Source organism: Pectobacterium carotovorum (assembly GCF_900129615.1).
In the GTDB taxonomy this organism is placed as follows: Bacteria; Pseudomonadota; Gammaproteobacteria; order Enterobacterales; family Enterobacteriaceae; genus Pectobacterium; species Pectobacterium carotovorum.
The window spans coordinates 50,148-72,261 of record NZ_FQWI01000015.1 but is presented as its reverse complement, the minus strand read 5'-3'; the positions used below and the strand labels follow the sequence as shown (position 1 = coordinate 72,261).

General features: G+C 48.9%; 26 protein-coding genes and 1 other annotated feature. Of the genes, 17 read left to right on the top strand and 9 right to left on the bottom strand.

Going from position 1 to position 22,114, the window contains the following annotated elements:
• On the top strand, positions 1-264 hold a 264-nt coding region (locus BUB06_RS22220; RefSeq protein WP_214607469.1), incomplete at its 5' end, for a hypothetical protein.
• 150 nt (positions 265-414) lie between these two features.
• Here BUB06_RS22220 and clpB read toward each other — a convergent pair.
• The 3 genes from clpB to rluD form a co-directional block, all read right to left on the bottom strand.
• Entirely contained in the window at positions 415-2,991 is a 2,577-nt protein-coding gene (clpB, locus tag BUB06_RS20865; protein ID WP_039475981.1) for an ATP-dependent chaperone ClpB, read from the bottom strand.
• A 133-nt stretch (positions 2,992-3,124) separates the two neighbouring features.
• The gene (yfiH, locus tag BUB06_RS20860; RefSeq protein ID WP_039475978.1) at positions 3,125-3,850 is read right to left on the bottom strand and encodes a purine nucleoside phosphorylase YfiH; all 726 of its coding nucleotides are present in this window, start codon (positions 3,848-3,850) and stop codon (positions 3,125-3,127) included.
• A 43-nt stretch (positions 3,851-3,893) separates the two neighbouring features.
• On the bottom strand, positions 3,894-4,871 hold the full coding sequence (gene rluD / locus BUB06_RS20855; protein WP_039475975.1) for a 23S rRNA pseudouridine(1911/1915/1917) synthase RluD: 978 nt from the start codon (positions 4,869-4,871) through the stop codon (positions 3,894-3,896).
• A gap of 134 nt (positions 4,872-5,005) precedes the next feature.
• Here rluD and bamD point away from each other — a divergent pair, with 134 nt between their 5' ends.
• The 3 genes from bamD to pheA all read left to right on the top strand — a co-directional run bounded on the left by bamD (position 5,006) and on the right by pheA (position 7,910).
• Positions 5,006-5,740 carry an outer membrane protein assembly factor BamD gene (bamD, locus tag BUB06_RS20845; protein ID WP_010306171.1) on the top strand — a complete coding sequence of 245 codons (735 nt, stop codon included), beginning with the start codon at positions 5,006-5,008 and terminating at the stop codon, positions 5,738-5,740.
• A 322-nt stretch (positions 5,741-6,062) separates the two neighbouring features.
• Positions 6,063-6,401: a ribosome-associated translation inhibitor RaiA gene (raiA, locus tag BUB06_RS20840; RefSeq protein WP_010306175.1), complete on the top strand. Its 339-nt coding sequence runs from the start codon at positions 6,063-6,065 to the stop codon at positions 6,399-6,401.
• A gap of 194 nt (positions 6,402-6,595) precedes the next feature.
• Positions 6,596-6,721: a sequence feature (Phe leader region), on the top strand.
• A gap of 28 nt (positions 6,722-6,749) precedes the next feature.
• The gene (gene pheA / locus BUB06_RS20835; protein WP_039475971.1) at positions 6,750-7,910 is read left to right on the top strand and encodes a bifunctional chorismate mutase/prephenate dehydratase; all 1,161 of its coding nucleotides are present in this window, start codon (positions 6,750-6,752) and stop codon (positions 7,908-7,910) included.
• Between the two features lie 81 nt (positions 7,911-7,991).
• Here pheA and tyrA read toward each other — a convergent pair whose 3' ends face one another.
• The gene (tyrA, locus tag BUB06_RS20830; RefSeq protein ID WP_010306185.1) at positions 7,992-9,113 is read right to left on the bottom strand and encodes a bifunctional chorismate mutase/prephenate dehydrogenase; all 1,122 of its coding nucleotides are present in this window, start codon (positions 9,111-9,113) and stop codon (positions 7,992-7,994) included.
• A gap of 6 nt (positions 9,114-9,119) precedes the next feature.
• The gene (locus BUB06_RS20825; protein ID WP_039475968.1) at positions 9,120-10,193 is read right to left on the bottom strand and encodes a 3-deoxy-7-phosphoheptulonate synthase; all 1,074 of its coding nucleotides are present in this window, start codon (positions 10,191-10,193) and stop codon (positions 9,120-9,122) included.
• A gap of 249 nt (positions 10,194-10,442) precedes the next feature.
• On the opposite strand from BUB06_RS20825, the gene btsR reads away from it, so the two are divergent.
• From btsR to BUB06_RS20810, 3 genes are all read left to right on the top strand, one after another.
• Positions 10,443-11,159 carry a two-component system response regulator BtsR gene (gene btsR, locus BUB06_RS20820; protein WP_010306189.1) on the top strand — a complete coding sequence of 239 codons (717 nt, stop codon included), beginning with the start codon at positions 10,443-10,445 and terminating at the stop codon, positions 11,157-11,159.
• 46 nt (positions 11,160-11,205) lie between these two features.
• Complete coding sequence (locus BUB06_RS20815; protein WP_039475996.1) at positions 11,206-11,553, top strand: DUF2799 domain-containing protein; 348 nt, start codon at positions 11,206-11,208, stop codon at positions 11,551-11,553.
• A 262-nt stretch (positions 11,554-11,815) separates the two neighbouring features.
• On the top strand, positions 11,816-12,754 hold the full coding sequence (locus BUB06_RS20810; RefSeq protein ID WP_039475965.1) for a class I SAM-dependent methyltransferase: 939 nt from the start codon (positions 11,816-11,818) through the stop codon (positions 12,752-12,754).
• Between the two features lie 445 nt (positions 12,755-13,199).
• Here BUB06_RS20810 and BUB06_RS20805 read toward each other — a convergent pair whose 3' ends face one another.
• Genes BUB06_RS20805 through BUB06_RS20795 form a run of 3 tightly spaced genes read right to left on the bottom strand, consistent with a single transcriptional unit; the run spans position 13,200 to position 15,760 of the window.
• On the bottom strand, positions 13,200-14,258 hold the full coding sequence (locus tag BUB06_RS20805; RefSeq protein ID WP_039475963.1) for a site-specific integrase: 1,059 nt from the start codon (positions 14,256-14,258) through the stop codon (positions 13,200-13,202).
• Positions 14,259-14,278: 20 nt separating this feature from the next.
• The gene (locus BUB06_RS20800; protein ID WP_051982128.1) at positions 14,279-14,884 is read right to left on the bottom strand and encodes a WYL domain-containing protein; all 606 of its coding nucleotides are present in this window, start codon (positions 14,882-14,884) and stop codon (positions 14,279-14,281) included.
• A gap of 12 nt (positions 14,885-14,896) precedes the next feature.
• A complete protein-coding gene (locus tag BUB06_RS20795) occupies positions 14,897-15,760 on the bottom strand; it encodes a phage repressor protein CI (RefSeq protein WP_039475961.1) in 864 nt (287 codons plus the stop codon).
• Between the two features lie 121 nt (positions 15,761-15,881).
• Here BUB06_RS20795 and BUB06_RS20790 point away from each other — a divergent pair, with 121 nt between their 5' ends.
• The 3 genes from BUB06_RS20790 to BUB06_RS20780 are packed head-to-tail and all read left to right on the top strand — an operon-like array spanning position 15,882 to position 16,967.
• The gene (locus BUB06_RS20790; protein ID WP_039475960.1) at positions 15,882-16,217 is read left to right on the top strand and encodes a MerR family transcriptional regulator; all 336 of its coding nucleotides are present in this window, start codon (positions 15,882-15,884) and stop codon (positions 16,215-16,217) included.
• A gap of 38 nt (positions 16,218-16,255) precedes the next feature.
• Positions 16,256-16,765, top strand: coding sequence for a phage regulatory CII family protein (locus tag BUB06_RS20785; RefSeq protein WP_039475957.1), 510 nt, complete (start codon positions 16,256-16,258; stop codon positions 16,763-16,765).
• Between the two features lie 13 nt (positions 16,766-16,778).
• Positions 16,779-16,967 (top strand): hypothetical protein, encoded by a 189-nt coding sequence (locus BUB06_RS20780; protein WP_039475954.1) that lies wholly within the window; start codon positions 16,779-16,781, stop codon positions 16,965-16,967.
• 23 nt (positions 16,968-16,990) lie between these two features.
• On the opposite strand, the gene BUB06_RS22185 is transcribed toward BUB06_RS20780, so the two are convergent.
• Entirely contained in the window at positions 16,991-17,161 is a 171-nt protein-coding gene (locus BUB06_RS22185) for a hypothetical protein (protein WP_153266401.1), read from the bottom strand.
• Positions 17,162-17,293: 132 nt separating this feature from the next.
• On the opposite strand from BUB06_RS22185, the gene BUB06_RS22180 reads away from it, so the two are divergent.
• From BUB06_RS22180 to BUB06_RS20750, 7 genes are all read left to right on the top strand, one after another.
• Positions 17,294-17,470: a hypothetical protein gene (locus BUB06_RS22180; RefSeq protein WP_169743510.1), complete on the top strand. Its 177-nt coding sequence runs from the start codon at positions 17,294-17,296 to the stop codon at positions 17,468-17,470.
• Positions 17,467-17,967, top strand: a complete 501-nt coding sequence (locus tag BUB06_RS20775) for a hypothetical protein (RefSeq protein WP_039475952.1) — start codon at positions 17,467-17,469, stop codon at positions 17,965-17,967. The genes BUB06_RS22180 and BUB06_RS20775 overlap by 4 nt, the downstream gene beginning before the upstream one ends.
• Before the next feature lie 62 nt (positions 17,968-18,029).
• The gene (locus tag BUB06_RS20770; protein ID WP_039276819.1) at positions 18,030-18,278 is read left to right on the top strand and encodes a DUF2732 family protein; all 249 of its coding nucleotides are present in this window, start codon (positions 18,030-18,032) and stop codon (positions 18,276-18,278) included.
• Positions 18,278-18,586, top strand: coding sequence for a DUF5405 family protein (locus tag BUB06_RS20765; RefSeq protein WP_039475947.1), 309 nt, complete (start codon positions 18,278-18,280; stop codon positions 18,584-18,586). The genes BUB06_RS20770 and BUB06_RS20765 overlap by 1 nt, the downstream gene beginning before the upstream one ends.
• Positions 18,586-18,810, top strand: coding sequence for a TraR/DksA family transcriptional regulator (locus BUB06_RS20760; protein ID WP_005967851.1), 225 nt, complete (start codon positions 18,586-18,588; stop codon positions 18,808-18,810). The genes BUB06_RS20765 and BUB06_RS20760 overlap by 1 nt, the downstream gene beginning before the upstream one ends.
• Positions 18,807-19,820, top strand: a complete 1,014-nt coding sequence (locus tag BUB06_RS20755) for a phosphoadenosine phosphosulfate reductase domain-containing protein (protein ID WP_039475945.1) — start codon at positions 18,807-18,809, stop codon at positions 19,818-19,820. The genes BUB06_RS20760 and BUB06_RS20755 overlap by 4 nt, the downstream gene beginning before the upstream one ends.
• On the top strand, positions 19,817-22,114 hold the full coding sequence (locus BUB06_RS20750) for a replication endonuclease (protein ID WP_039475942.1): 2,298 nt from the start codon (positions 19,817-19,819) through the stop codon (positions 22,112-22,114). Before BUB06_RS20755 ends, BUB06_RS20750 begins: the two co-directional genes overlap by 4 nt.

Here is a 22,114-nt window from a genome sequence, read left to right as displayed (position 1 = left end):
ACTGTTGTTCACTCTTCAAGACTTTTTATATCGTTAAGATACGGTCTTGTGAGTGCCCACACAGATTGTCTGATTAAATTGTTAAAGAGCAGTGCCACTTCATCGGTGGCGCGGGCTGCATATACTATGCTTTTCCGCTGTGAAGTCAAGTCATTACTGACCGCCTTCGTTGAATCTTTTTCCCTGTCACCACAACTGCGTGTCGCTGTTGCCGTATCAGTGGAGGCGCATTATAGGGACTTCTCGGCCACTGACAAGCGCTAAATGCAAATTATTTTCCAAGCGTTCAAAAAGAAACCAAAAACCAGTGTTTCGTGCACTCTCCATACAGAAAATGAATGTAATTTGAGCTTGAGACGTGAAAACGGGGACATTCATTGGCAAATGTCCCCGTTGATTACTTACCGTTTCACATTACTCTTGCAGTGCGACTATCTGTTCGCCTTCAACATCTAACGTGATCGGTTTACCGGGTATCAATTTCCCCCCCAGTATCTGCTGAGCAAGTGGGTTCTCTATCAGTTGCTGTATCGCTCTTTTAAGCGGACGAGCACCATAGACAGGATCAAACCCGACCTCCCCAAGCATATCTAAAGCTGCATCCGTGATCGTGACGCTATATCCACGCTCTTCAAGACGCTTGTACAGTCTCTGGAGCTGAATTTGTGCGATAGACGTAATATGTGCCCTTCCCAGTGGATGGAATACCACGACCTCATCGATACGGTTGATAAACTCGGGGCGGAAGTTGTGGCTAACAACTTCAAGTACCATATCCCTCATTTCGGTATAGCTACGCTCACCAAAACGTTCCTGAATAAGGTCAGATCCCAAGTTTGACGTCATGATGACCACAGTATTACGGAAGTCCACCGTTCTGCCCTGACCATCAGTGAGGCGCCCATCATCTAATACCTGAAGCAGGATATTAAACACATCAGGGTGTGCCTTTTCGATCTCATCTAGCAAAATGACCGAATAAGGGCGACGGCGTACCGCTTCTGTCAAATACCCCCCTTCTTCGTAACCGACATATCCCGGAGGCGCACCGACCAAACGCGAAACCGAGTGTTTCTCCATAAACTCAGACATATCAATACGCACCATGGCGTCATCACTGTCGAAGAGGAAAGTAGCCAGCGTTTTGCAAAGTTCCGTTTTCCCAACGCCTGTTGGCCCAAGGAACAGGAACGAGCCAATAGGACGATTTGGGTCGGATAGCCCTGCCCGACTACGACGGATAGAATTCGCTACCGCTTCAACGGCTTCGTTCTGCCCGATCACACGCTGATGCAGTTCATCTTCCATGCGTAATAATTTTTCTTTCTCACTTTCCAACATGCGAGAAACAGGAATCCCAGTCCAACGCGCCAGCACATCCGCGATTTCAACATCCGTTACTCGATTACGCAGCAAATGCATCGTTTTCCCTTCCTGCTGCGTTGCTGCTGCCAACTGTTTCTCTAGCTCAGGGATTTTGCCGTATTGCAGCTCAGACATTCTCCCCAGGTCGCCCTGACGGCGAGCCTGTTCCAGCGCAATTTTCGCCTGCTCTAAAGACGCTTTAATATTCTGCGTTCCCGTGAGTGACGCTTTTTCTGCTTTCCACTCTTCCTCTTGCCGGGAATATTCACGCTCTTTTTGGTCGAGTTCCGCACTCAGCAATTCAAGCCGCTTTTGGCTGGCATCATCAGATTCTTTTTTCAGCGCCTGCTGTTCCAGCTTTAACTGGATGATTCGGCGCTCAAGCCGATCAAGGGGCTCTGGTTTCGAATCAATCTGAATACGAATACTGGATGCCGCCTCATCAATCAGGTCAATCGCTTTATCCGGCAGTTGACGATCCGCGATATAGCGGTTAGATAGCATGGCCGCCGCAACAATCGCCGGGTCAGTAATTTGTACATGATGGTGCAATTCATAGCGCTCTTTCAGCCCACGTAGAATCGCAATCGTGTCTTCAACGGTAGGTTCAGCGACAAACACTTTCTGGAAACGACGCTCAAGGGCCGCGTCTTTTTCAATATATTGCCGATACTCATCGAGCGTTGTCGCCCCGACGCAATGCAACTCACCACGCGCTAACGCAGGTTTTAGCATATTACCGGCATCCATCGCGCCATCAGCTTTGCCTGCCCCCACCATCGTATGAAGTTCATCAATAAACAGAATGACGTTGCCTTCTTGCTTAGACAGGTCGTTGAGCACGCCTTTTAAACGCTCTTCAAACTCACCACGGTATTTCGCACCCGCCACCAGCGCGCCCATATCCAGTGAAAGTACGCGCTTGTTTTTCAGGCCTTCAGGCACTTCGCCATTAACGATACGCTGGGCTAACCCTTCTACTATCGCGGTTTTACCCACGCCGGGTTCACCGATTAACACCGGGTTATTTTTAGTTCGACGTTGCAGAACCTGAATAGTGCGGCGAATTTCCTCATCACGCCCGATCACAGGATCGAGTTTGCCTTGCTCCGCACGTTCCGTGAGGTCAATCGTGAATTTTTTCAATGCCTGGCGCTGATCTTCAGCCCCCTGATCGTTCACTTGATCCCCTCCTCTCACTTGATCGATAGCATTTGCTACACCTTGCTGCGTGACGCCCGCTTTTTTCAATATATCCCCCAGCGCGCCGCGAGACTCCAAAGCAGCAAGCACGAAAAGTTCCGAGGAAATAAAGGTATCGCCACGCTTTTGCGCGAGTTTGTCACACATATTCAATACGCGGACTAACTCGTTAGAAGGTTGGACATCACCATCAGTGCCTTCAACCTGCGGCAAACGCGTGATTGCCTGGTCGATTTCGGTTTTCAGGTGATTAAGATTAGCTCCGGCAACAGTCAGAAGTGGACCAACAGTTCCACCATCCTGATGAAGCAAAGCGCTCATCAAATGAAGTGGTTCAATAAACTGGTGATCGCGCCCAAGGGCAAGAGACTGGGCATCAGCAAGAGCAAGTTGGAATTTGTTGGTAAGACGATCCAGACGCATAACACCTCCCGTACACTGGTCAAAATTGCTACTGGAGATTAAATGAGGTCATCCCTCAAAAATTTCAAGGTTATTTTGCCAGTCGTGACAGGATTTAAACGTTACTTGTCTTGGATCGTCTTAATTCAATAGGTTATATCAGCCAGATTAAACTTGCCATACGGCCAGTCACACCATCACGCCGATAAGAGAAAAATTTGTGAGGTTCACTCACAGTACAGGCATTTCCACCAAAAATTTGCGTTATCCCTGCGGCACGTAAGCGCAGACTTGCCAGTTGGTAGATATCGGCAAAAAATTTATTTCCTTCAGGCCGAAATGCTGAGGCCGCAGCCATATCATGCTGAATAAATGCATCCCTGACTTCAGGGCCGACCTCAAAGGCATCAGGCCCAATAGCAGGCCCCAGCCACGCCATAATTTGCGCGGGTTGCGCACGGAAACAGGCTAACGTTTCTTCCAGTACCCCGGCGTGCAATCCCCGCCAGCCAGCATGGGCGGCAGCGACTTCGTCGCCGTTGATGGCACAAAAAAGCACGGGCAAACAGTCAGCCGTCATCACCGCACAGACTTTTCCTTTCTTATCCGTATAAGCAGCATCACCACAAACGGACGTTGGGGACGTCTCGCCAATACGAATCACATCGGTGCCATGAACCTGTTCCAACCAATGCGGCATAGCGGGAAGGCCAGCCATCTCCACCAGCGTTTGCCGATTTGCGGTAACATGCGCAGGCTCATCGCCCACATGGTTCCCTAAATTTAGCGAATCATAAGGTGCTACACTACGTCCGCCAACACGCGTCGTACTACAAGATTTCACACTTTCTGGCAAAGGCCAGTCGGGGTATATCAGCATAGTCCGTCACCTCTATAAATCGGCACTTATCGTATTGAATACATTACCAGTCGAGCTGATCCTTAAACGCTTCGGTATCCGCTTTCAGTGCATTAATCAGATCGACCATATCTTGTGGCAATTCCGCATGCCATTCCATGTGAATGCCAGTAATAGGATGGTAGAAACGCAGCATGGTGGCATGCAGCGCCTGACGATCGAACCCACGCAGCGTTTCAATGAAATCCTCCGAAGCGCCTTTTGGCGGGCGAGGACGACCACCGTATAGCTGATCGCCAACCAGAGGATGATTAATGTGCGCCATGTGCACGCGAATCTGATGGGTGCGCCCCGTTTCCAGACGCAACCGCAAACGGGTATGCGCACGGAAATGTTCCATGATGCGATAATGCGTCACTGCAGGTTTACCCATTGGGTGCACGGCCATATGAGTACGCTTGGTTGCGTGGCGAGCGATAGGCTGTTCGACCATACCACCTGCGGTCATCGAACCAATCGCAACAGCTTCATATTCACGCGTAATTTCACGCGCCTGTAACGCCTCAACTAAACGCGTCTGTGCTGGTACGGTTTTCGCGACCACCATGAGCCCAGTCGTATCTTTATCAAGCCGGTGCACAATCCCGGCACGGGGCACGTCGACAATCTCGGGATAATGATGTAACAAGGCATTCAATACCGTGCCATCTGGGTTACCCGCACCGGGGTGAACCACCAGATCTCTGGGTTTATTGATGACCAGGATATCCTGATCTTCGTACACGATATCCAGCTTGATATCCTGTGCTTCCCAGCGTGCTTCTTCTTCAATCAATGCATCAATCGCTACCGATTCGCCGCCAAGTACTTTCTCTTTTGGCTTATTGGTGACATTGCCGTTAATCTGTACTCGATTCTCAAGAATCCACTCTTTTATGCGGGATCGTGAATAATCAGGGAACAATTCGGCCAAAGCCTGATCTAAACGTTGTCCGAGTTGAGATTCGGCCACCGTTGCGGTGAGTTGTACTTGTTGTGCCATATTATGCAGCTTCTTCGTTAACGTTGGGTTTTGACGGCGACGCCGTTTAAAATAATGTACTATTGTAGCTGGTCTAAATCGGGAGCTTCACGGACAGTCTCCCGGAATAACATTCTGAGGATAATCAAAACGTCATGACGCGTATGAAATATCTGGTGGCTGCCGCCACGTTGAGCCTGGCGCTGGCTGGTTGCTCCAGCAATTCCAAAGATGCGGTTCCTGATAGTCCGCCATCTGAAATCTATGCCAATGCTCAACAAAAACTGCAAGACGGCAACTTTAAAGCAGCCATCACGCAGTTGGAAGCACTGGATAACCGGTATCCCTTTGGCCCTTACTCGCAGCAAGTACAGTTGGATTTGATCTACGCCTATTACAAATCCGCAGAGCTGCCATTGGCCCAAGCTTCTATTGACCGCTTCCTGCGACTCAACCCGACCCATCCAAACGTGGACTATGTCCTGTACATGCGCGGCCTGACCGACATGGCGCTGGATGATAGTGCGTTACAAGGCTTCTTCGGTGTTGATCGTTCCGATCGCGATCCGCAGTATGCTCGCACCGCATTTCGGGATTTCAGCAAGCTCATTCAGGGATACCCGAACAGCCAATACGCCACCGACGCAAACAAGCGTTTGGTTTACCTCAAAGAGCGTCTAGCCAAATATGAACTTTCTGTCGCGCAATACTACACGAAACGCGGCGCTTATGTGGCAGTAGTTAATCGCGTTGAGCAAATGCTGCGTGATTACCCAGATACCCAGGCAACGAAAACTGCGTTGCCGTTGATGGAAAATGCCTACCGTGAACTGCAACTGGCCGCACAAGCGGACAAAGTCGCAAAAGTCATCGCGGCGAATCCAGCATAAACGACAAGTGACACGCAGTAATGAGACGGCAGCTTCGGTTGCCGTTTTTTTATGGTTCGATCAATTGGCTATACATCAATGATGTAGAAAAAACGGGTCGGCGGGAGTCAAAAACAGCGCGGTAACGTCAATACATCCTATCAATAATGGCACAGGCCAGATGCCCCCTCAAGCACTTCCCTCCTATTCCCGATGATGCTTCACAAATCGCGTTTTCTTGACAAAAAGTGACGAAAAAAAGCGATCAATATCACGCTTTTTGTCACAACTCACTGTATGCTGAAATTATCCAAGACGGACATAGGCAGAGAGGTAAGTTTATATGACTATTAATATTACCAGTAAGCAAATGGATATCACCCCCGCAATTCGTCAACATGTCGAAGACCGTCTTTCCAAGCTGGACAAGTGGCAAACCCAGCTGATTAACCCGCATATTATTTTGTCAAAAGAACCACAGGGTTTTGTTGCTGATGGCACTATCAGTACGCCAAATGGCCCGCTGGTTGCCAGCGCCAAGCATGATGATATGTATGCCGCCATCAATGAGCTAATTACCAAGCTTGAGCGCCAGTTGGACAAACTCCAGCATAAAGGTGAAGCCAGACGTGCAGTAGCTAGCGTCAAAGAAGCGAATCTCCAGCCGACTCAAGAAGAGTAATTATCCCTTTTTACCTCAATATAACGCGCCTGAGGGCGCGTTTTTGCATTCCAAACTCCGCAATCCGCATCCTAAAGAGCCAACGCGATACCTCGTTTAAAATTGCACTCGGCGATTTTGTATTGACAGGATGAAAAGCCAACAGTTACCTTACCTACTCAGAATCTGGATATCTTCCTGACTAACCGAGTAAACATGACAAATAAACTGTTCTTCTTCGTATTCTTTTTCACCTTCCCCTGATTTGGGAGGCGATTCGTCGTAAGAGCAAGAATACGAAGACGAACAAAAAAGCCTCCTAACCGGGAGGCTTTTTTTATATAAGAACATAAGACAGGTAACAGCATCATGACAGACAACCCATTACTGGCACTGCGAGAACGCATCAGCGCATTGGATCTGCAATTAATTGAATTGTTGGCACAAAGACGAGAACTCGCGCTGGACGTTGCCCGCAGCAAATTGCATTCGCATCGCCCAATCCGTGATAAAGAGCGTGAGCGTGATTTGCTGGATAAACTGACAGCCGCTGGGAAAAAGCATCATCTTGATGGTCACTACATTACCCGCTTATTTCAGCTCATCATTGAAGATTCGGTACTGACGCAGCAGGCGCTCTTGCAGCATCACCTTAACCAAACAACGTCACACTCTGCCCGTATTGCGTTTCTCGGCCCGAAAGGCTCTTATTCCCATCTTGCCGCTCGCCAATATGCCGCGCGACACTTCGAGCAATTTATCGAATGTGGTTGCCAGAAATTTCAGGACATCTTCAACATGGTGGAAACAGGGCAAGCGGACTATGCCGTTCTGCCGATTGAAAACACCAGCTCTGGTTCGATTAACGACGTCTACGATCTGCTGCAACACACGGCTTTATCCATCGTCGGCGAATTAACCAATCCGATAAATCACTGCGTTTTAGTTGCCACCGATACGTCATTGGAACAGATCGAAACGGTTTACAGCCACCCTCAACCGTTCCAGCAGTGCAGCCATTTCATTAACCGTTTTCCACACTGGAAGATTGAATATTGTGAGAGCACGGCTGCGGCGATGGAAAAAGTCGCAGCGCTCAACTCACCAAAAGCAGCGGCGCTCGGCAGCGAAGCCGGTGGTCAGCTTTATCAGCTACAGATGCTGGAACACGATCTGGCAAATCAGTCGCAAAACATCACCCGCTTCATTGTATTAGCACGCAAGCCGATTGATGTGACAGAACAAGTGCCGGCAAAAACCACGCTAATTATGGCAACCGGCCAACAGTCAGGTGCGCTGGTAGAAGCCCTGTTGGTATTGCGCGATAACGGCATTGTGATGACCAAGCTGGAATCCAGACCGATCAACGGTAACCCGTGGGAAGAGATGTTCTATCTGGACGTACAGGCCAACCTGCGCAGCGATGCCATGCAGAAAGCGCTAAAAGGATTAGCCCCTATAACCCGCTCGTTAAAAGTGTTGGGCTGCTACCCGAGTGAAAACGTCGTCCCTGTCGATGTGAACGAATAATCGATGTAAACGAAGAATTGAAAAAGCCATCCTAGTATCCCCGGGATGGCTTCTTAAACACAACCAAGATAGTAAACGTACTTATTGACGAATATCGTTTGCCTGACGCAAAAGCACCCTGCTCTCCGCCTGAAAGCGTTTGGCATAGTCGCCAAACCAGTGTTCGACCTTCTTGAAGCTGTTGATAAATTCAGCCTTATCCGTCTGCTCCAGTAGTTCAATCGCCTCGCCAAAACGTTTGTAGTAACGCTTAATCAACGCCAGATTATCCTCTGAAGACATAATAATGTCGGCATAAAGCTGCGGATCCTGCGCAAACAGCCGTCCAACCATGATCAATTCCAGACGATAGATTGGCGATGACAGCGCTAATAGCTGTTCAAGCTGCACATTTTCTTCCGCTAAATGCAGACCATACGCGAATGTAGCAAAGTGGCGCAGCGCCTGAATGAACATCATGTTCTGATCGTGTTCGACTGCGCTGATACGATGCAGACGCGCGCCCCACACCTGAATCTGTTCCAATAACCACTGGTAGGCTTCCGGCTGCCGACCGTCACAATAGACGACAACCTGCTTGGCAAGGCTGCCGCTGTCTGGCCCGAACATAGGATGCAGACCAAGCACCGGACCACTATGCACCGCCAGCATTGCCTGAAGCGGACCATTTTTTACCGATGCTAAATCAACCAAAATACAGTCATCTGGTAAAGCAGGCAGGCGGGCAATCACCTGCTCAGTCACGTGAATCGGCACGCTAACAATCACCATGCCAGCATCAGACAGCAGCTCGTCCGCACGCGGCCAGTCATCTTGCTCCAGAATTCTCACCTGATAGCCCGACAGCGTCAGCATTTTCTCAAACAGATTGCCCATTTGACCCCGGCCACCGATGATGACGACCGGACGCAACTGCGGGCACAGCGGTTTAAAGCCTTTGTCGTTTTCACTGGTGTAGGATTCGCGCATGGTACGCCGCAGGATATCTTCAATGAGATCCGGCGGAACCCCCATCGACTCCGCTTCTTTACGACGTGAGCTGAGCATGGCCGCTTCACGATCGGGCGCATAAATGGGCAAACCATGGCGGCTTTTCACTTCACCCACTTCCGCCACCAAACGCAACCGACGTGATAACAGCGCGACAAGCTCCTTATCTACCTCATCTATCTGATCACGCAATACGGTCAGTTCAGCTACCATATTTTGTTACTCTCCTGAATGTTTCACTCGTGCAGCGCTCAGCTCTTGATGAACGGAACGCAGCAACGTCTCTGTACTTTCCCAACTGATACAGGCATCCGTGACCGATACACCGTAGTGCATATCTGAACGCGGCTGTTCTGAAGACTGGCTCCCCTCGTTGAGGTGGCTTTCCAGCATCAAGCCTATAATGGAACGATTTCCCGCCTTGATTTGTTCAATCGCAGATTCAACAACAAGTGGCTGACGACGGTAGTCTTTATTCGAATTACCGTGACTACAATCTATCATCAGCGATGGTCTCAGTCCCGCCTTCTCCATCTGTTTTTCACATTCGGCGACATCCTGAGCACTGTAGTTTGGGGTTTTACCACCGCGCAGAATCACATGGCCATCAATGTTCCCTTGCGTTTGCAGCAGACAGACCTGGCCCGTTTGATTGATACCCACAAAGCGATGCGGCATTGCAGCGGCTCTCATCGCGTTGATCGCCGTTCCCAGACTGCCATCCGTGCCGTTTTTGAACCCAACAGGCATCGACAGGCCGGAAGCCATCTCACGGTGCGTTTGTGATTCCGTCGTACGTGCCCCGATAGCCGACCAACTGAACAAATCCCCCAGGTATTGCGGACTGTTCGGATCAAGCGCTTCAGTCGCCAGCGGCAGTCCCATATTCACCAGTTCTAATAGCAACCCACGCGCAATATGCAGCCCGGATTCCACATCAAATGAACCATCCATGAACGGATCGTTGATGAGCCCTTTCCAGCCCACGGTGGTACGCGGTTTTTCAAAGTAAACGCGCATCACAATGTAGAGGCGATCGTTCAATTCAGCGGCAAGCGACTGCAGGCGGCGCGCGTATTCCAACGCAGCATCCGTGTCATGAATCGAGCAAGGCCCGCAGACGATCAGCAACCGATCGTCACGACCATGAATGATATCCGCAATGGTCGCTCTCGCTTGCGCAATATCACGCTGCTCCGCGTCGTTAAGCGGAAACTTGGCTTTCAATTCATCAGGGGTAATCAAAATTTGCTCGTCACTGATATTAATATTATTAAGCGAATCTTTTTGCATGAGTCTGTTCCTGAAAAGTTCAATATGTTCGCGATCGTCTGTAAAGACTGCTGTCTGTACAACCTGCCTACGCATGATGTTTACACCATAACACGAACCGTAAAGATTTCAATCCACTTAGTGTAAATAAAAAATTACCACCCTAAATATTGCCAGAAAAACGATATCTGTCTGGCCTATCACTTCCCGACGCAACCATGCTAATCCCTGGCATGAATAGTGATAGAATCACGCCAACAAGGGGGAAGGATGCTGAAAGCCATAATCATCGATGACGAACAGCTGGCACGTGAAGAGCTCAGCCTGCTACTGGAAAATGAGTCTGATATCACCATCATTGCACAATGCAGCAATGCGCTGGAGGCGATCCCGGCTATCCATCGGCTACAACCGGATGTGATTTTTCTGGATATACAGATGCCAAAGGTCAGCGGATTAGAGCTGGTTGCCATGTTGGATCCAGAAAATATGCCTTATGTCGTCTTCGTGACAGCCTATGATGAGTACGCAGTGAGGGCATTTGAAGAGCATGCTTTTGACTATTTACTCAAACCACTAGATGCACAGCGACTAAGCAAAACGCTAAATCGTTTACGCCGCGGCGTGAGTGTAAATAAAAACGTACAGATAATTTCAGAACCCTTGCTTCGCCACATCCCCTGTAACGGACACAATCGTATTTTTTTGCTCAAGATTGAGGAAGTCGAGTATCTTTGTTCAGAACTCAGCGGCGTGCATGTCGTGGGCGTCAGTCAGTCTGGCTATACCCAGCTTTCACTGAAAACGCTGGAAGAGAAAACGCCTTTCGTCCGTTGCCATCGTCAATATATGGTTAACACGGAACAGCTGAAAGAAATCCAGTTAATGGAGAACGGCGCAGCAGAAGTATTGACGCATACGGGAAAACACATCCCCGTCAGTCGCCGCTACCTCAAATTACTGAAAGAAAAATTGGGTATCGCCTGATGCGATGCTTCTTCAGGCCGATGGCCGAAACATTGAAGGTTTGATGATGAAATACAGTTATGTCTTGGCTGTAATTCTTTTAATGACAGCATGTCAAAGCAACATCCCATCGCTACCCGCTAAAAGTGAGTCAGGATTCTGGTACGAAACGGGTTATCAGGATGCAATCTCTGGCATGGTCGTAAAGGACGATAGCACTTTGCAGGAATGGTTTGGTAATCCTCAGATCGACCGTGAAACCTACCTACGTGGCTATCAGGCCGGACAGTCGGTTTTTTGCGGTACCGATAACATGGAAGAATGGGGAAAAGCAGGGAAAAACTTTCCCGCCAGTTGCGATGGCGTAGAGAATGCAGAGACACTGCGAACTCGCTGGCAACAGAGCCTGCCTTAATATCCTCCCGAAGAGAAAGCGATGATCCATACTCATCAGCAATTTAGCTGGCAAAGCGCTATGGCTCATCGCATCTGGTAACAATTCCACTCACTTTTGTACTCACACAGAAATACGTCAGACATACCTCCCCTCTATTATCGCTCACATTAAATAGTCACATTAAGTTATTAACAATCTAATGCTGGGATAACGAAAGGCATACCTCATTGATAGTTAAAACCATTATTCCTGATAGCGATTGATATTATGGAGTGCTCATATGTCCGGTTCAAGCAAGCCTCATAACTCGTCTCTAAATAGCAGCCCAAGACTCTTATCACACGCGACCTCATCGCAGGAAAGCCATGATGAACGAGTCGCCGCGGTAAAGAACAAAATTATCGAGTCCGGCGACTATCCCGGCATTTCCGTAGAAGAGCAACTCGCACTTCTGGATGCTTTTTCCCACCTCGAGTTAGGCCAATTTTTACTGAAACATCATGGGTTAAATGCGTACTGGACGCATAATGTGATAGCACATCGACCCACTCACTACATTAATCCGCTCGAAGAAATCATCTACACCCAGTTACCCAATGTTTTAGCGACACGCGAACGATTCGGTATTTTCCAACGTCTGCTTCAAGAACTCTTGCGCCCCGACGCTATCATGGTATCTGTCCCCTGCGGTGTCATGGCCGACTTATTGCTGTTGGACTATACGCGGCATCGAGATGTGAAATTAATCGGGATCGATCTGGATAAACAGGCCCTAGAAGAAGCTTACAAGCTTGCCAGTCAGCAAGGGCTGGAAAATAAGATATCGTTGGTACTTGCTGATGCATGGACAATTGATTTGGCAGCACAGGCAGATGTGATTACTAGCAACGGACTCAACGTCTATGAACAAGATGATGACAAAGTTACTGAGCTTTACCGCGTGTTTTACTCTGGGCTGAAACCTGGAGGCACGTTGATAACCAGCTTTATGACGCCTCCTCCTACGATGTCGCAAGACTCCCCATGGATAAACACCGATCCGAAATTGCTAGCCCTTCAATATGTCCTTTTCTCACGCATTATTGGAGCAACCTGGACAGCGTTTCGTACCCATAAACAAACACAGTTGCAGTTAGAGCAGGCCGGATTCACCGATATTCAGTTCATTAACGATCATATGCACATGTACCCAACTGTCATCGCGAATAAGCCGTTCTGAACAGGATAAAAACGGTATCAACACGATGTTTTGATCGCCGTAACCGATCAATATTGAAAAATTGATCTGTATAAACGTTTATAAAATAACCACACCTAATGTCATCATGGTACTGAAATTCAAACAATAATGATGGCACCAGGGAAAGCGAAGCCCACCAAAATGGTGGGCTTTTTACTACCAACACGGCCCATCATTTAGACTCGGGCCTTAAGCAAAGCACTTATTCCCAGAAAGAGGGCTACCACACAACCATGCTCTATGGACATTTTGCGGCCATCCAGCATAAAAAAAGGGGCTTAGCCTTTGGCTAAACCCCTTATTAATAACAACTTTCGGATGTTGCGAAAGCGCTATCTTAGTTAAGACGCTTTTCCCCGACCTCATTCAAAAACATATACTTATCATAAAAAACAAAACGTTACGCCGTTATAGATAGTAATGTTTAGTAGCCTTTATTATTCTCTGCCGCCACTTTGCCGCCACTGTAACCAGCTAGGGGATTGAGATGAGCAGCTTCTTCCAGATGGTCAGGGGCAAAGTGTGCATACCGCATCGTTTCACGAATGTTGGCGTGTCCAAGAATACGCTGAAGTACCAGAATGTTCCCGCCGTTCATCATAAAATGTGACGCGAAAGTGTGCCGTAAAACGTGGGTATTTTGCCCTTCAATAAGCTCGATGTTTGTTAAGGCCAGCATCTTTACAAAATCCTGATAGCACGGCTGGAACATCTTCCCTTGTAATTCTGATAACTCATCATGAAGCCAACGCGGGATCGGCACCGTCCGGTTTTTTTTGCCTTTGGTTTTAAAGAACGTCAGTTTGTAAGGCGATAGCTGAGAACGTGTTAGCCCTTCTGCTTCACTCCACCTTGCTCCTGTTGCCAGACATACTTTAACAATCCGCGTAAGGTAGACTTTTCCGTAGCGTTCGCAGGCATCCAGCAATTGTTGAATTTGGGAGGTCGTCAGCCACGACATTTCGCGATCTGCTTCTTTAAAGATGCGCATCCCTTCTAACGGATTAGGTAATGTCCACTCCCCTAGCCTTTTCAGTTCATTGAACATTGCATAAAGGTACTGGTGTTCTCGGTTCACCGTGATCGGTTTAGCTATCCACATTTTGGGGTCAGAATGGTAGCCGTTATCAATTTCTCCACGTAAGCGTTTATCCCGGTAATGCGCCCAATCTTTCGCTGTCAATCTTGAGGCCACCGGGTCACCCAGCCCGTTACAGATGATACGCAGTTTACCCATGCGGGATTTACTGGCACTGAGTGCCTGCCCATGCAAATTATTCCAAAGCTCAATTAGTTCACTAAGGTTGCGGCGATCCTCTTTCTCACCAAGCCACGGTTTATCTTCAACCTCACGCATGGTGTAGGTTTCAAAGGATTCCGCTTCACCTTTTGTGTTAAACGTCTTTCTTATTCGCCGGGAGTTTCGCCCGTTTGGGTAGCACTCACAAAGCCATTTCCCGCTGGATAGTTTTCTTACCGTCATATTTCTCGCTATTTAATTACTTATTTAGAATCAAAAGAATCTGCCCATTTATAAGGGTCTAGTAATTCTCCCGTATCCATAACAATGATGTTACCTTCAATTCTATTCAGCAAGAAAGTGCGAGTATCCCCAGCTAAATGGCAGTATCCATATACATATTCACCATCAACAGATTCAACATCAACCTCACGCCGTGTCTGATTTCCTGTAGAATCCACATAGCTAAACGCAATGCATTGTGTTCCATACATACCAACTTCTTCTGATGATTGATTGTTGTTAAAAGTAGAAGCGGATAAAGGTTTGTTTGCTGAACCAAGCTTTCTTAATGCTGCAATTTCTTTTTTTACTTTATTCTCATCACTTTCATTACTATCTTTTGATTTAGTTTTTCTTTTACTCAAATAAAAAGCAGTAGCAAAGCCGACGATAAGCATAATAAAACCGACAGAGAAATCATCGACTGACCTCATAGCGTCACCTGCTGTAAGGAAGTACCAAGCAGCTAAAACAGATTTCCCAATTTTCAAATTTTTATCTTGCGGTTCAGACCAAACCCCATAGATAACCCACGTAAGAACCACAATTGAAAGTGAAAAAAATGCTGTGGCAATCACTACGTTCATCTAGATAATCCCTTATTTGTTTTTTTCCAAAGTAAAAATAACGCTACCGTATGCTTGAATGTCGCTAATGCCACATTCAAAATTTATAGATTGATTTGATAATTTCAGTTTTCCGCCCGGAAGCCGGACAATATCAAATACATCATAAGAGTCATCAACATTAATGACCCATCGCCCGTTACCGATATCTGTCAGCGCGGTATCCACACCCCACGAACTACCCAACCCATCAATGTAAACAGGCTGAACGGAATCACTCACAAGCAACGTGCGATCCATAGACCAGAAACCACACTCTTTTAGTTTTCCAGCATCAAGGCGATATTTCGGTATAAGCACACTTGCGTTGGAAATATCAGGCAAAGAATCCGCAGATTCACCATTGCTCGTCGCTTTGCCCTTCCCTGTCGCCAGCCACTCAAGAGAAACGCCAGTATCCAGCGCACAGGCAATCACTACATCACCGGGAAAAAAGTTACGACGAATCCATGTGCTGATCGTCGCGGTAGAAATCCCCAGCAGGTCGCCTAACTCTTTTTGTGTTCTGAACCCGTAGGCATCCATCATCCGGCGCAGCACTGCTTTCCCACCTGATGCGAGTATCTGATCGTAAAGCGGCTTGCCTTTTAAAATCTCCGCATCAATTTGCAAATGCGAATTATCAAACTCACCAGTAACTAACCAATTCACATCAGCACCAGTATCAAGGGCGCATTGTACGATTACATTTCCGGGAACCTGTCCGCGTTGCAGCCAGCCAGCCACATTGCTTTTAGATATCCCAAGCTTTTCCCCTAACTCCTTTTGCATAGTAAACCCATAAGAAGAAAGGATTCTTTCTAGCACATCAGAAGCAACCGCAGATTCAACCCACATAAAAAAACCCCAAGACCGAATTATGTATTTACAGATACACAAAACAGATCTAAAGTGCTCCCATCTGCCAAGATGTGAACATAACCAAACATTACTATCAACCAACGCAGGATGATGCGATATGCAAACCGCAAAATCAACCGAACTATCTCAGGAAAGTGTTGTTTCAACGCTTAATCCTGAGCAATTCCAACAGTTAGCCACCGTATTAACTATCGCATTAGAGCCTATGCTTCGTGCCTCAATTGCAGATGTTATGACCGTCGCCGAGTTCTCCAAAGTAAGTGGTGTCAGCGATAGCCTTATTCGTAAATGGCTTGATGACGGTACGCTTATCCGTGCAGTGGCAGGTAAAGGCCATGCAGATAAATCTCGCGTTTTAATCAATGTGCTCGCATGGCGTGAGCGCTTGCGCCAGCAGGCCGTCAATTGCCGATACATCAAGTCAAAAGCGTAATTAACAATTCGATTATTCAAACTAAAGGGAATTTCGGCATGTTTGATTATCAGATTTCCATACACCCACACTTTGACCGCGCCTGTCAGGCGTTCGCGTTAAAGCACAATCTGGCGCAGTTGGCCGGACAGGTAGGCATGAATCATCAGACCCTGCGTAACAAACTGAATCCAGACCAGCCGCACAAGATGACGTGTGACGAGCTGATGACCCTCACCGATGTAACCGAAGACGCCACGCTGATCGATGGGCTTTTGGCGCAACTTAATTGCCTGCCAGCCGTGCCAGTGAATGAGGCAAAGGCAGAACGGCTAACCACGTATGTATTGCAGGCCACCGCCGCAGTGGGCGCGGTTGCTGCTGAAAGCGTATCGGATGAGCGTATGACGCCAGCGCGTCGTCATAACGTGATCGAGAGTATCAACGCGGGTGTGCGTTATTTGTCGCTGGTCGGCTTAACGTTGCAGGCGCGTATTCAGGCTAACCCCGCGTTAGCGTCAACCGTAGATGCACTGAGCGGTATTAGTGCGTCGTTGAATATTGGGTGAAAATAAGGAAGTTATGAAAAGTTTTATTGTATTAGTAGACAATGAAAAAAAAGTAATCATTGATGCTAGTGAAGTTAAATGTGTTCACGCATTCAACTATCAAAATGAAGAAACCACGATTTTATTAAATGGCAATAACTCAGTCCGAATTAATTTGTGTATTGATGTGGTTCTGGAAAAATTAGGGATAGATATCTTGTAAGTAAGGGGCATAAGCCCCTTACTCTATTCCCATTCAGAAGCTTGTAATTTTTCATCAAGCTTAGCTTCGAGCCACTCATAGTGTTTATCGAAGTCATTCTGAATATTACCAAGAGAAATGCTGTCACCACGAATCATTTTTATAATGTCCAGTGTTTTGCTGAAAAGGAATAACGTTTTTTCATCTGTATTCATAACCAATTTCCTTGTGGTTGGTTGTTTTTGGCGAACTAATCCTACCACAGAACCATGCGCCGGGCATGGCTAAAACCCGGCACCTATTCGCAACCGTCTATCCGTGGGCGGTTACCAATAGGAGGGGAAACCATGCAAGCACCAATATCAATAACGCCGTTCCTCTGGTGGCACCAGACGGAGACAAAGCCAGATTTTACGATCACCCACGGCAAAGGCCGTCAGGGGATCATCATTCGTACCCGTCGAGAGAGTGTTAGCCAGCGGGTTATCCGCTCTATCAAGTCAGTGTTACGGGGGAAAGCATGACAGCCTTTACCGTCAGCAGTATGCAGAATTTACCCGCCGGGCTGCGTAATGTGATCGGCAAGCACTTTGCTGATAGTCGCTGGCGTGAAACCTGCGCCTATTACAACGGGCTGCATGAGCGCGACCGTTTAACTATCTGCTTTCATGCGCAGATGAAAAAAAGCCAGACAGTTTACCGTCTGGAGGAAATGCCAGCCGCAGAGCGTGAGCAGATTGTCTGTGCGATTGACGAGCTGCGCCGCATGTTCTCGCTGAGCCGCAAACGTCGTGAAAAAACCTCGACATTTTTAAGTTGGTTAAGCGTCGGTGAAAGACGGACGTTATTTTTTCATGCGGGATTAAGTGAAAATGAATTTAATCAGCCTTACTGGCGGATTGATGATGTTTCATGTCCGTGGCGAGATAAAATATCACATGCCTTAAATGAGCTATTCAGCTTGTTTGAAGCCGCCCCCGATATCCTGACGGCAATTAAACCCGAAGAATATCTGAATTAAATAACCACCTGAAATTAATTAGGCGCTTAACCGCGCCGGGACTCTCTTTATCTGAGGATTATATGCACATGTATAAAACAGTCGGTCAGGCGATGCACCGCAAGGCTGAAAGCGAAGGCATTCAGTTAATGCTCAATCAGGCGCGCACCGAGGCGAAAGCCGATGCGCACACGTCTTTTTCTTCTCGTCTGGATAAGTTGGCGACTCACGCCGCTATTAATGAATTAAGCAGTGTTGAAATCATCGAATTATTACGTCAGGAATCCGACGCCTTTAATCATTCCGGGTCAGATATCAAGGCGGTGATGTAATGGAAAACCCAGCTTACAACCGCGTCGATATCAACGGCAATTATGCAATAGCGAAAGTCGGCTATGACTTTGCGCTGGGCGAAATTAAATGCGGGAAAGAAGACGGCGACCAGCCTTATTTATCCACGCTGGCTGTTTATCAGAATCCCGTCAGCCTGATTAACGATTTTGTGCATCGTGCTATCGCCACCGAGATTTGGCGCGGAAACGTCACCGATGCAAAGAAGCTACTGACTGAAAGCAAACGCTTTGCGGCACTGTGCCAGTCAGCCTTTGACCAGCTCAATAACGATAAGGGGCAAGAGTAATGCCGGATGCTATGGACATGGTGCAGCAGCGCCAACAGGAAATGTTAGACCATCAGATCGCCAGCGCCCGGAACGCCCAACGCGGCGTTTCTGCGTTCGAGTGTGAAGACTGCGATCAGCCGATACCCGAAGCGCGCCGCGCTGCAATCGACGGCGTGACCCGCTGCGCGACCTGTCAGGGCATTCACGAACTTAAAGGTAAGCATTATCGGGGTGGGTTATGAATACCGTCATCGATACACGTTGCTTTTCTGCCGATGCCATCAACATTAATTCAGTCTCTGGCGGTAAAGATTCGCTGGCACAATGGCTATTAGCTATTGAGGCAGGCGTACCAACCATACGAGCCTTTGCTGACACAGGCCATGAACACCCGCAAACAATGGAATATCTGGATTATCTGGAATCCAAACTGGGGGCAATTCGCAGGGTTAAGGCGTCGTTTGATGACCGTATAGCAGGAAAGCGCAAGTTTATTGCTGAGCGCTGGCCTGTCACGCTGGTAACTGAATGCGGTATGACTGATGCACAGGCCGCCGCAACGGTTGCCAGTGCGCTTGATGTTCTCCATCCTACTGGCATTCCTTTTCTGGATTTGTGTATGTGGAAAGGCCGTTTTCCTTCCACCAAAGTACGGTTTTGTACTTTTGAGCTAAAGCACGCGCCTATCCGTGACCAGATCGTCACGCCGCTCTTGGCTGAATATGACGAGGTTATCAGTTGGCAGGGCGTACGGGCGGAAGAGTCTCCCGACCGTGCCTTGTTGCCAGAATGGGAAGAAGACGCCGACCGCACGCCGGGATTACATGTTTACCGCCCGATACTGACATGGACTCATGCCGATGTGTTTGCACTGGCACGTCGCCACGGTATTAAACCGAATCCACTCTATCAGCAGGGATGCAGCCGCGTAGGCTGTATGCCATGCATCCATGCGAGAAAATCTGAGTTAGCGGAAATATTCAGCCGCTGGCCGGAAGAAGTGGCGCGTGTAGCTGAATGGGAACGGCTGGTCGCAGCTTGTTCTCGCCGTGGTAACAGCACGTTCTTTACTTCAACTCAAGACCCACGTAAGGCCGAACGCCGTATTGAGTTCATCAGCCTTGAATCCCACGGTATTGAAACCTATAGAGACTGGGCGTTGACCACTCGCGGCGGCAACCAGTTTGATCTGTTTGCTGGCATGAATGACAAGGCCGTGTGCAGCAGCGTTTACGCTGGTATTTGTGAATGACCGTTACCCACCGGGGGCGCTCCGCTCCCACACCTCCGCCACCTTTCCCCGGCAGCACCCGCGATGCGTTCGTGGGTGCGCATTCGTGGAACGCCCCCCGCTCGGCCATCGTACCGGAAGAAAGACAGCTTACCCGTGAGGAATGGACTCAGGGGCAAGCCGTTTTATCGAAAATTAACCAGCAACCGCACTTCCTGCGCGAAATCTGCCTGAACCGTTACGCATACCTGAAAAAAAATAAAGGGATGCTGAGCGCTAATCGTTTTCTGACTAACAGCTTTATGCAGCGCATGTGGCCGCGTATTGAGGCGATCAATGTCCGGCATGCCATGAACCGCCACGCCTCCGAGCGTTTCCTGTCTGAATCTGACGCCTATCAAACACTGCCCGGCATGAATGACAAGGCGCTGGGGCGTCTGGCTGCGCGTATTTCCGGCCAGATATTTTCGGCGTATGAAGAATTGAGCGATGCCATGAAAGCGCAACACGGCGACCAGCCTGATGCGCTCTTTACCGATGCGGCACAGGCCGAGCTTTTCGGCCATGTTGCCAGCATGGCGCGTGCGTTCAATATCACCCCACTTTTCTGGAAGAACTACCGCAAAGGCACGCTAGATATACGCAAGGCAATAGCCAGCGTGTCCCGCCTGATTAATGAGGAATGGTGGACTCGCCAGCTTAAAGCCCAGCGCACCCGCTGGCGTGAAGCGCTGATGATTGCCGTCGGTCAGGTCAGTAAAAAGGCGTCACCGTATGCCAGCAAAATGGCGATCCGCGATGTACAGGCGCGTCGCCTCGCTAACATGGATTACCTGAAAAACTGCGAGCTGGAGAACGTCGCAACAGGTGAGCGTATCGACCTGATCGACAAGGTGATGGCGAGTATTTCTAACCCGGAAATCCGCCGTATGGAGCTGATGAGCACTATCGCCGGGATTGAGCGTTACGCTAGCGAACAGCGAGACGTAGGGATGTTTATCACTATCACTACCCCGTCGAAATATCACCCGACCCGCGTGATCGGCAAGGGCGAAAACGAGACAGTCCAGTTTAACCGGAGCTGGGACAACGAAGCGTTTACGCCGAAAGACGGCCAGCGATATCTGGTCAAAATTTGGAGCAAAATGCGCACGGCATTTAAAGACGCAGGCCTGAAAGTTTACGGGATGCGCGTTGTCGAACCGCATCACGACGGGACGCCACACTGGCACATGATGCTGTTTTGCAAGCGCGCACATCGCCAATCAGCCATCGATATTATGCGCCGCTACGCCCTGAAAGAAGACGGCGCCGAACGCGGCGCGGCTAAGTACCGCTTTGAATGTAAACACCTCAATAAAGGCGGCGCGGCTGGCTATATCGCTAAGTACATCGCAAAAAATATTGATGGGTACGCGCTCGACGGCCAACTGGACGACGAAACCGGAAAGCCGCTGCGTGATATGGCCGCTGCTGTCACCGCGTGGGCGTCAACGTGGCGTATCCCCCAATTTAAGCCTATCGGTATCCCCACGATGGGCGCTTACCGTGAATGCCGCAGTAGCCCATTGCGTACCGTCAATCTCACTGACCAGTTCGATGAACAAGTCGAAGCCGTTCGTTGTGCCGCCGATGCTGGCGACTTTGCCGCATACATGGCCGCACAGGGTGGCGCGAATGTTTCCCGCGAATTGCAAACGGTGCGTGTTGCGCGCCGGGTATCGGACACGCTCAACGAGTATGACGAAGAGGTGCAAAAGGTTATCGGGATTTTCGCCCCGCATTTGGGTGCCAGTCATGTTTTTGAAACCCGGACAACCGAGTGGCGCATTGTTTCTAAAGCCGTTGACCTTGAGCCTTTGACTTTAAAAAGCGCCCCCGGCGCGCCTCGGAGTCCTGTCAATAACTGTGGGTTGGGTTCTCAACGGTCGGGCGCAAATGTCAAAACGCAGGCCAAAAACAGCGGTATAGCGACGACATCAGAAACCGATAACCCACCGATTGACTGGAGTGACGACGCGGCTGTGAGGGCGCTAGGAATGCGTCTGCGTGAGCAATCCGTCAAGAAGAATCACAAGCAGCGAGATTTTGACCCCAATACCCTCCGCGATCCGTCACCGTCAGCCAGATTAACGGGCGAAGAACGGGAGCGGATACCCCGTATTCAGCGTGATTTATCCCAGCGAGGTATCACAGCTCAACGCTGGGAGCTGGAAGCGCTGGCGCGTGGGGCAAAAATGAAGATAGACGGCGAACTTATTTCATACCCGGCGGCTGATGAGTGGCCGGGGTTTAGTAATCAGATGGAGATTTAA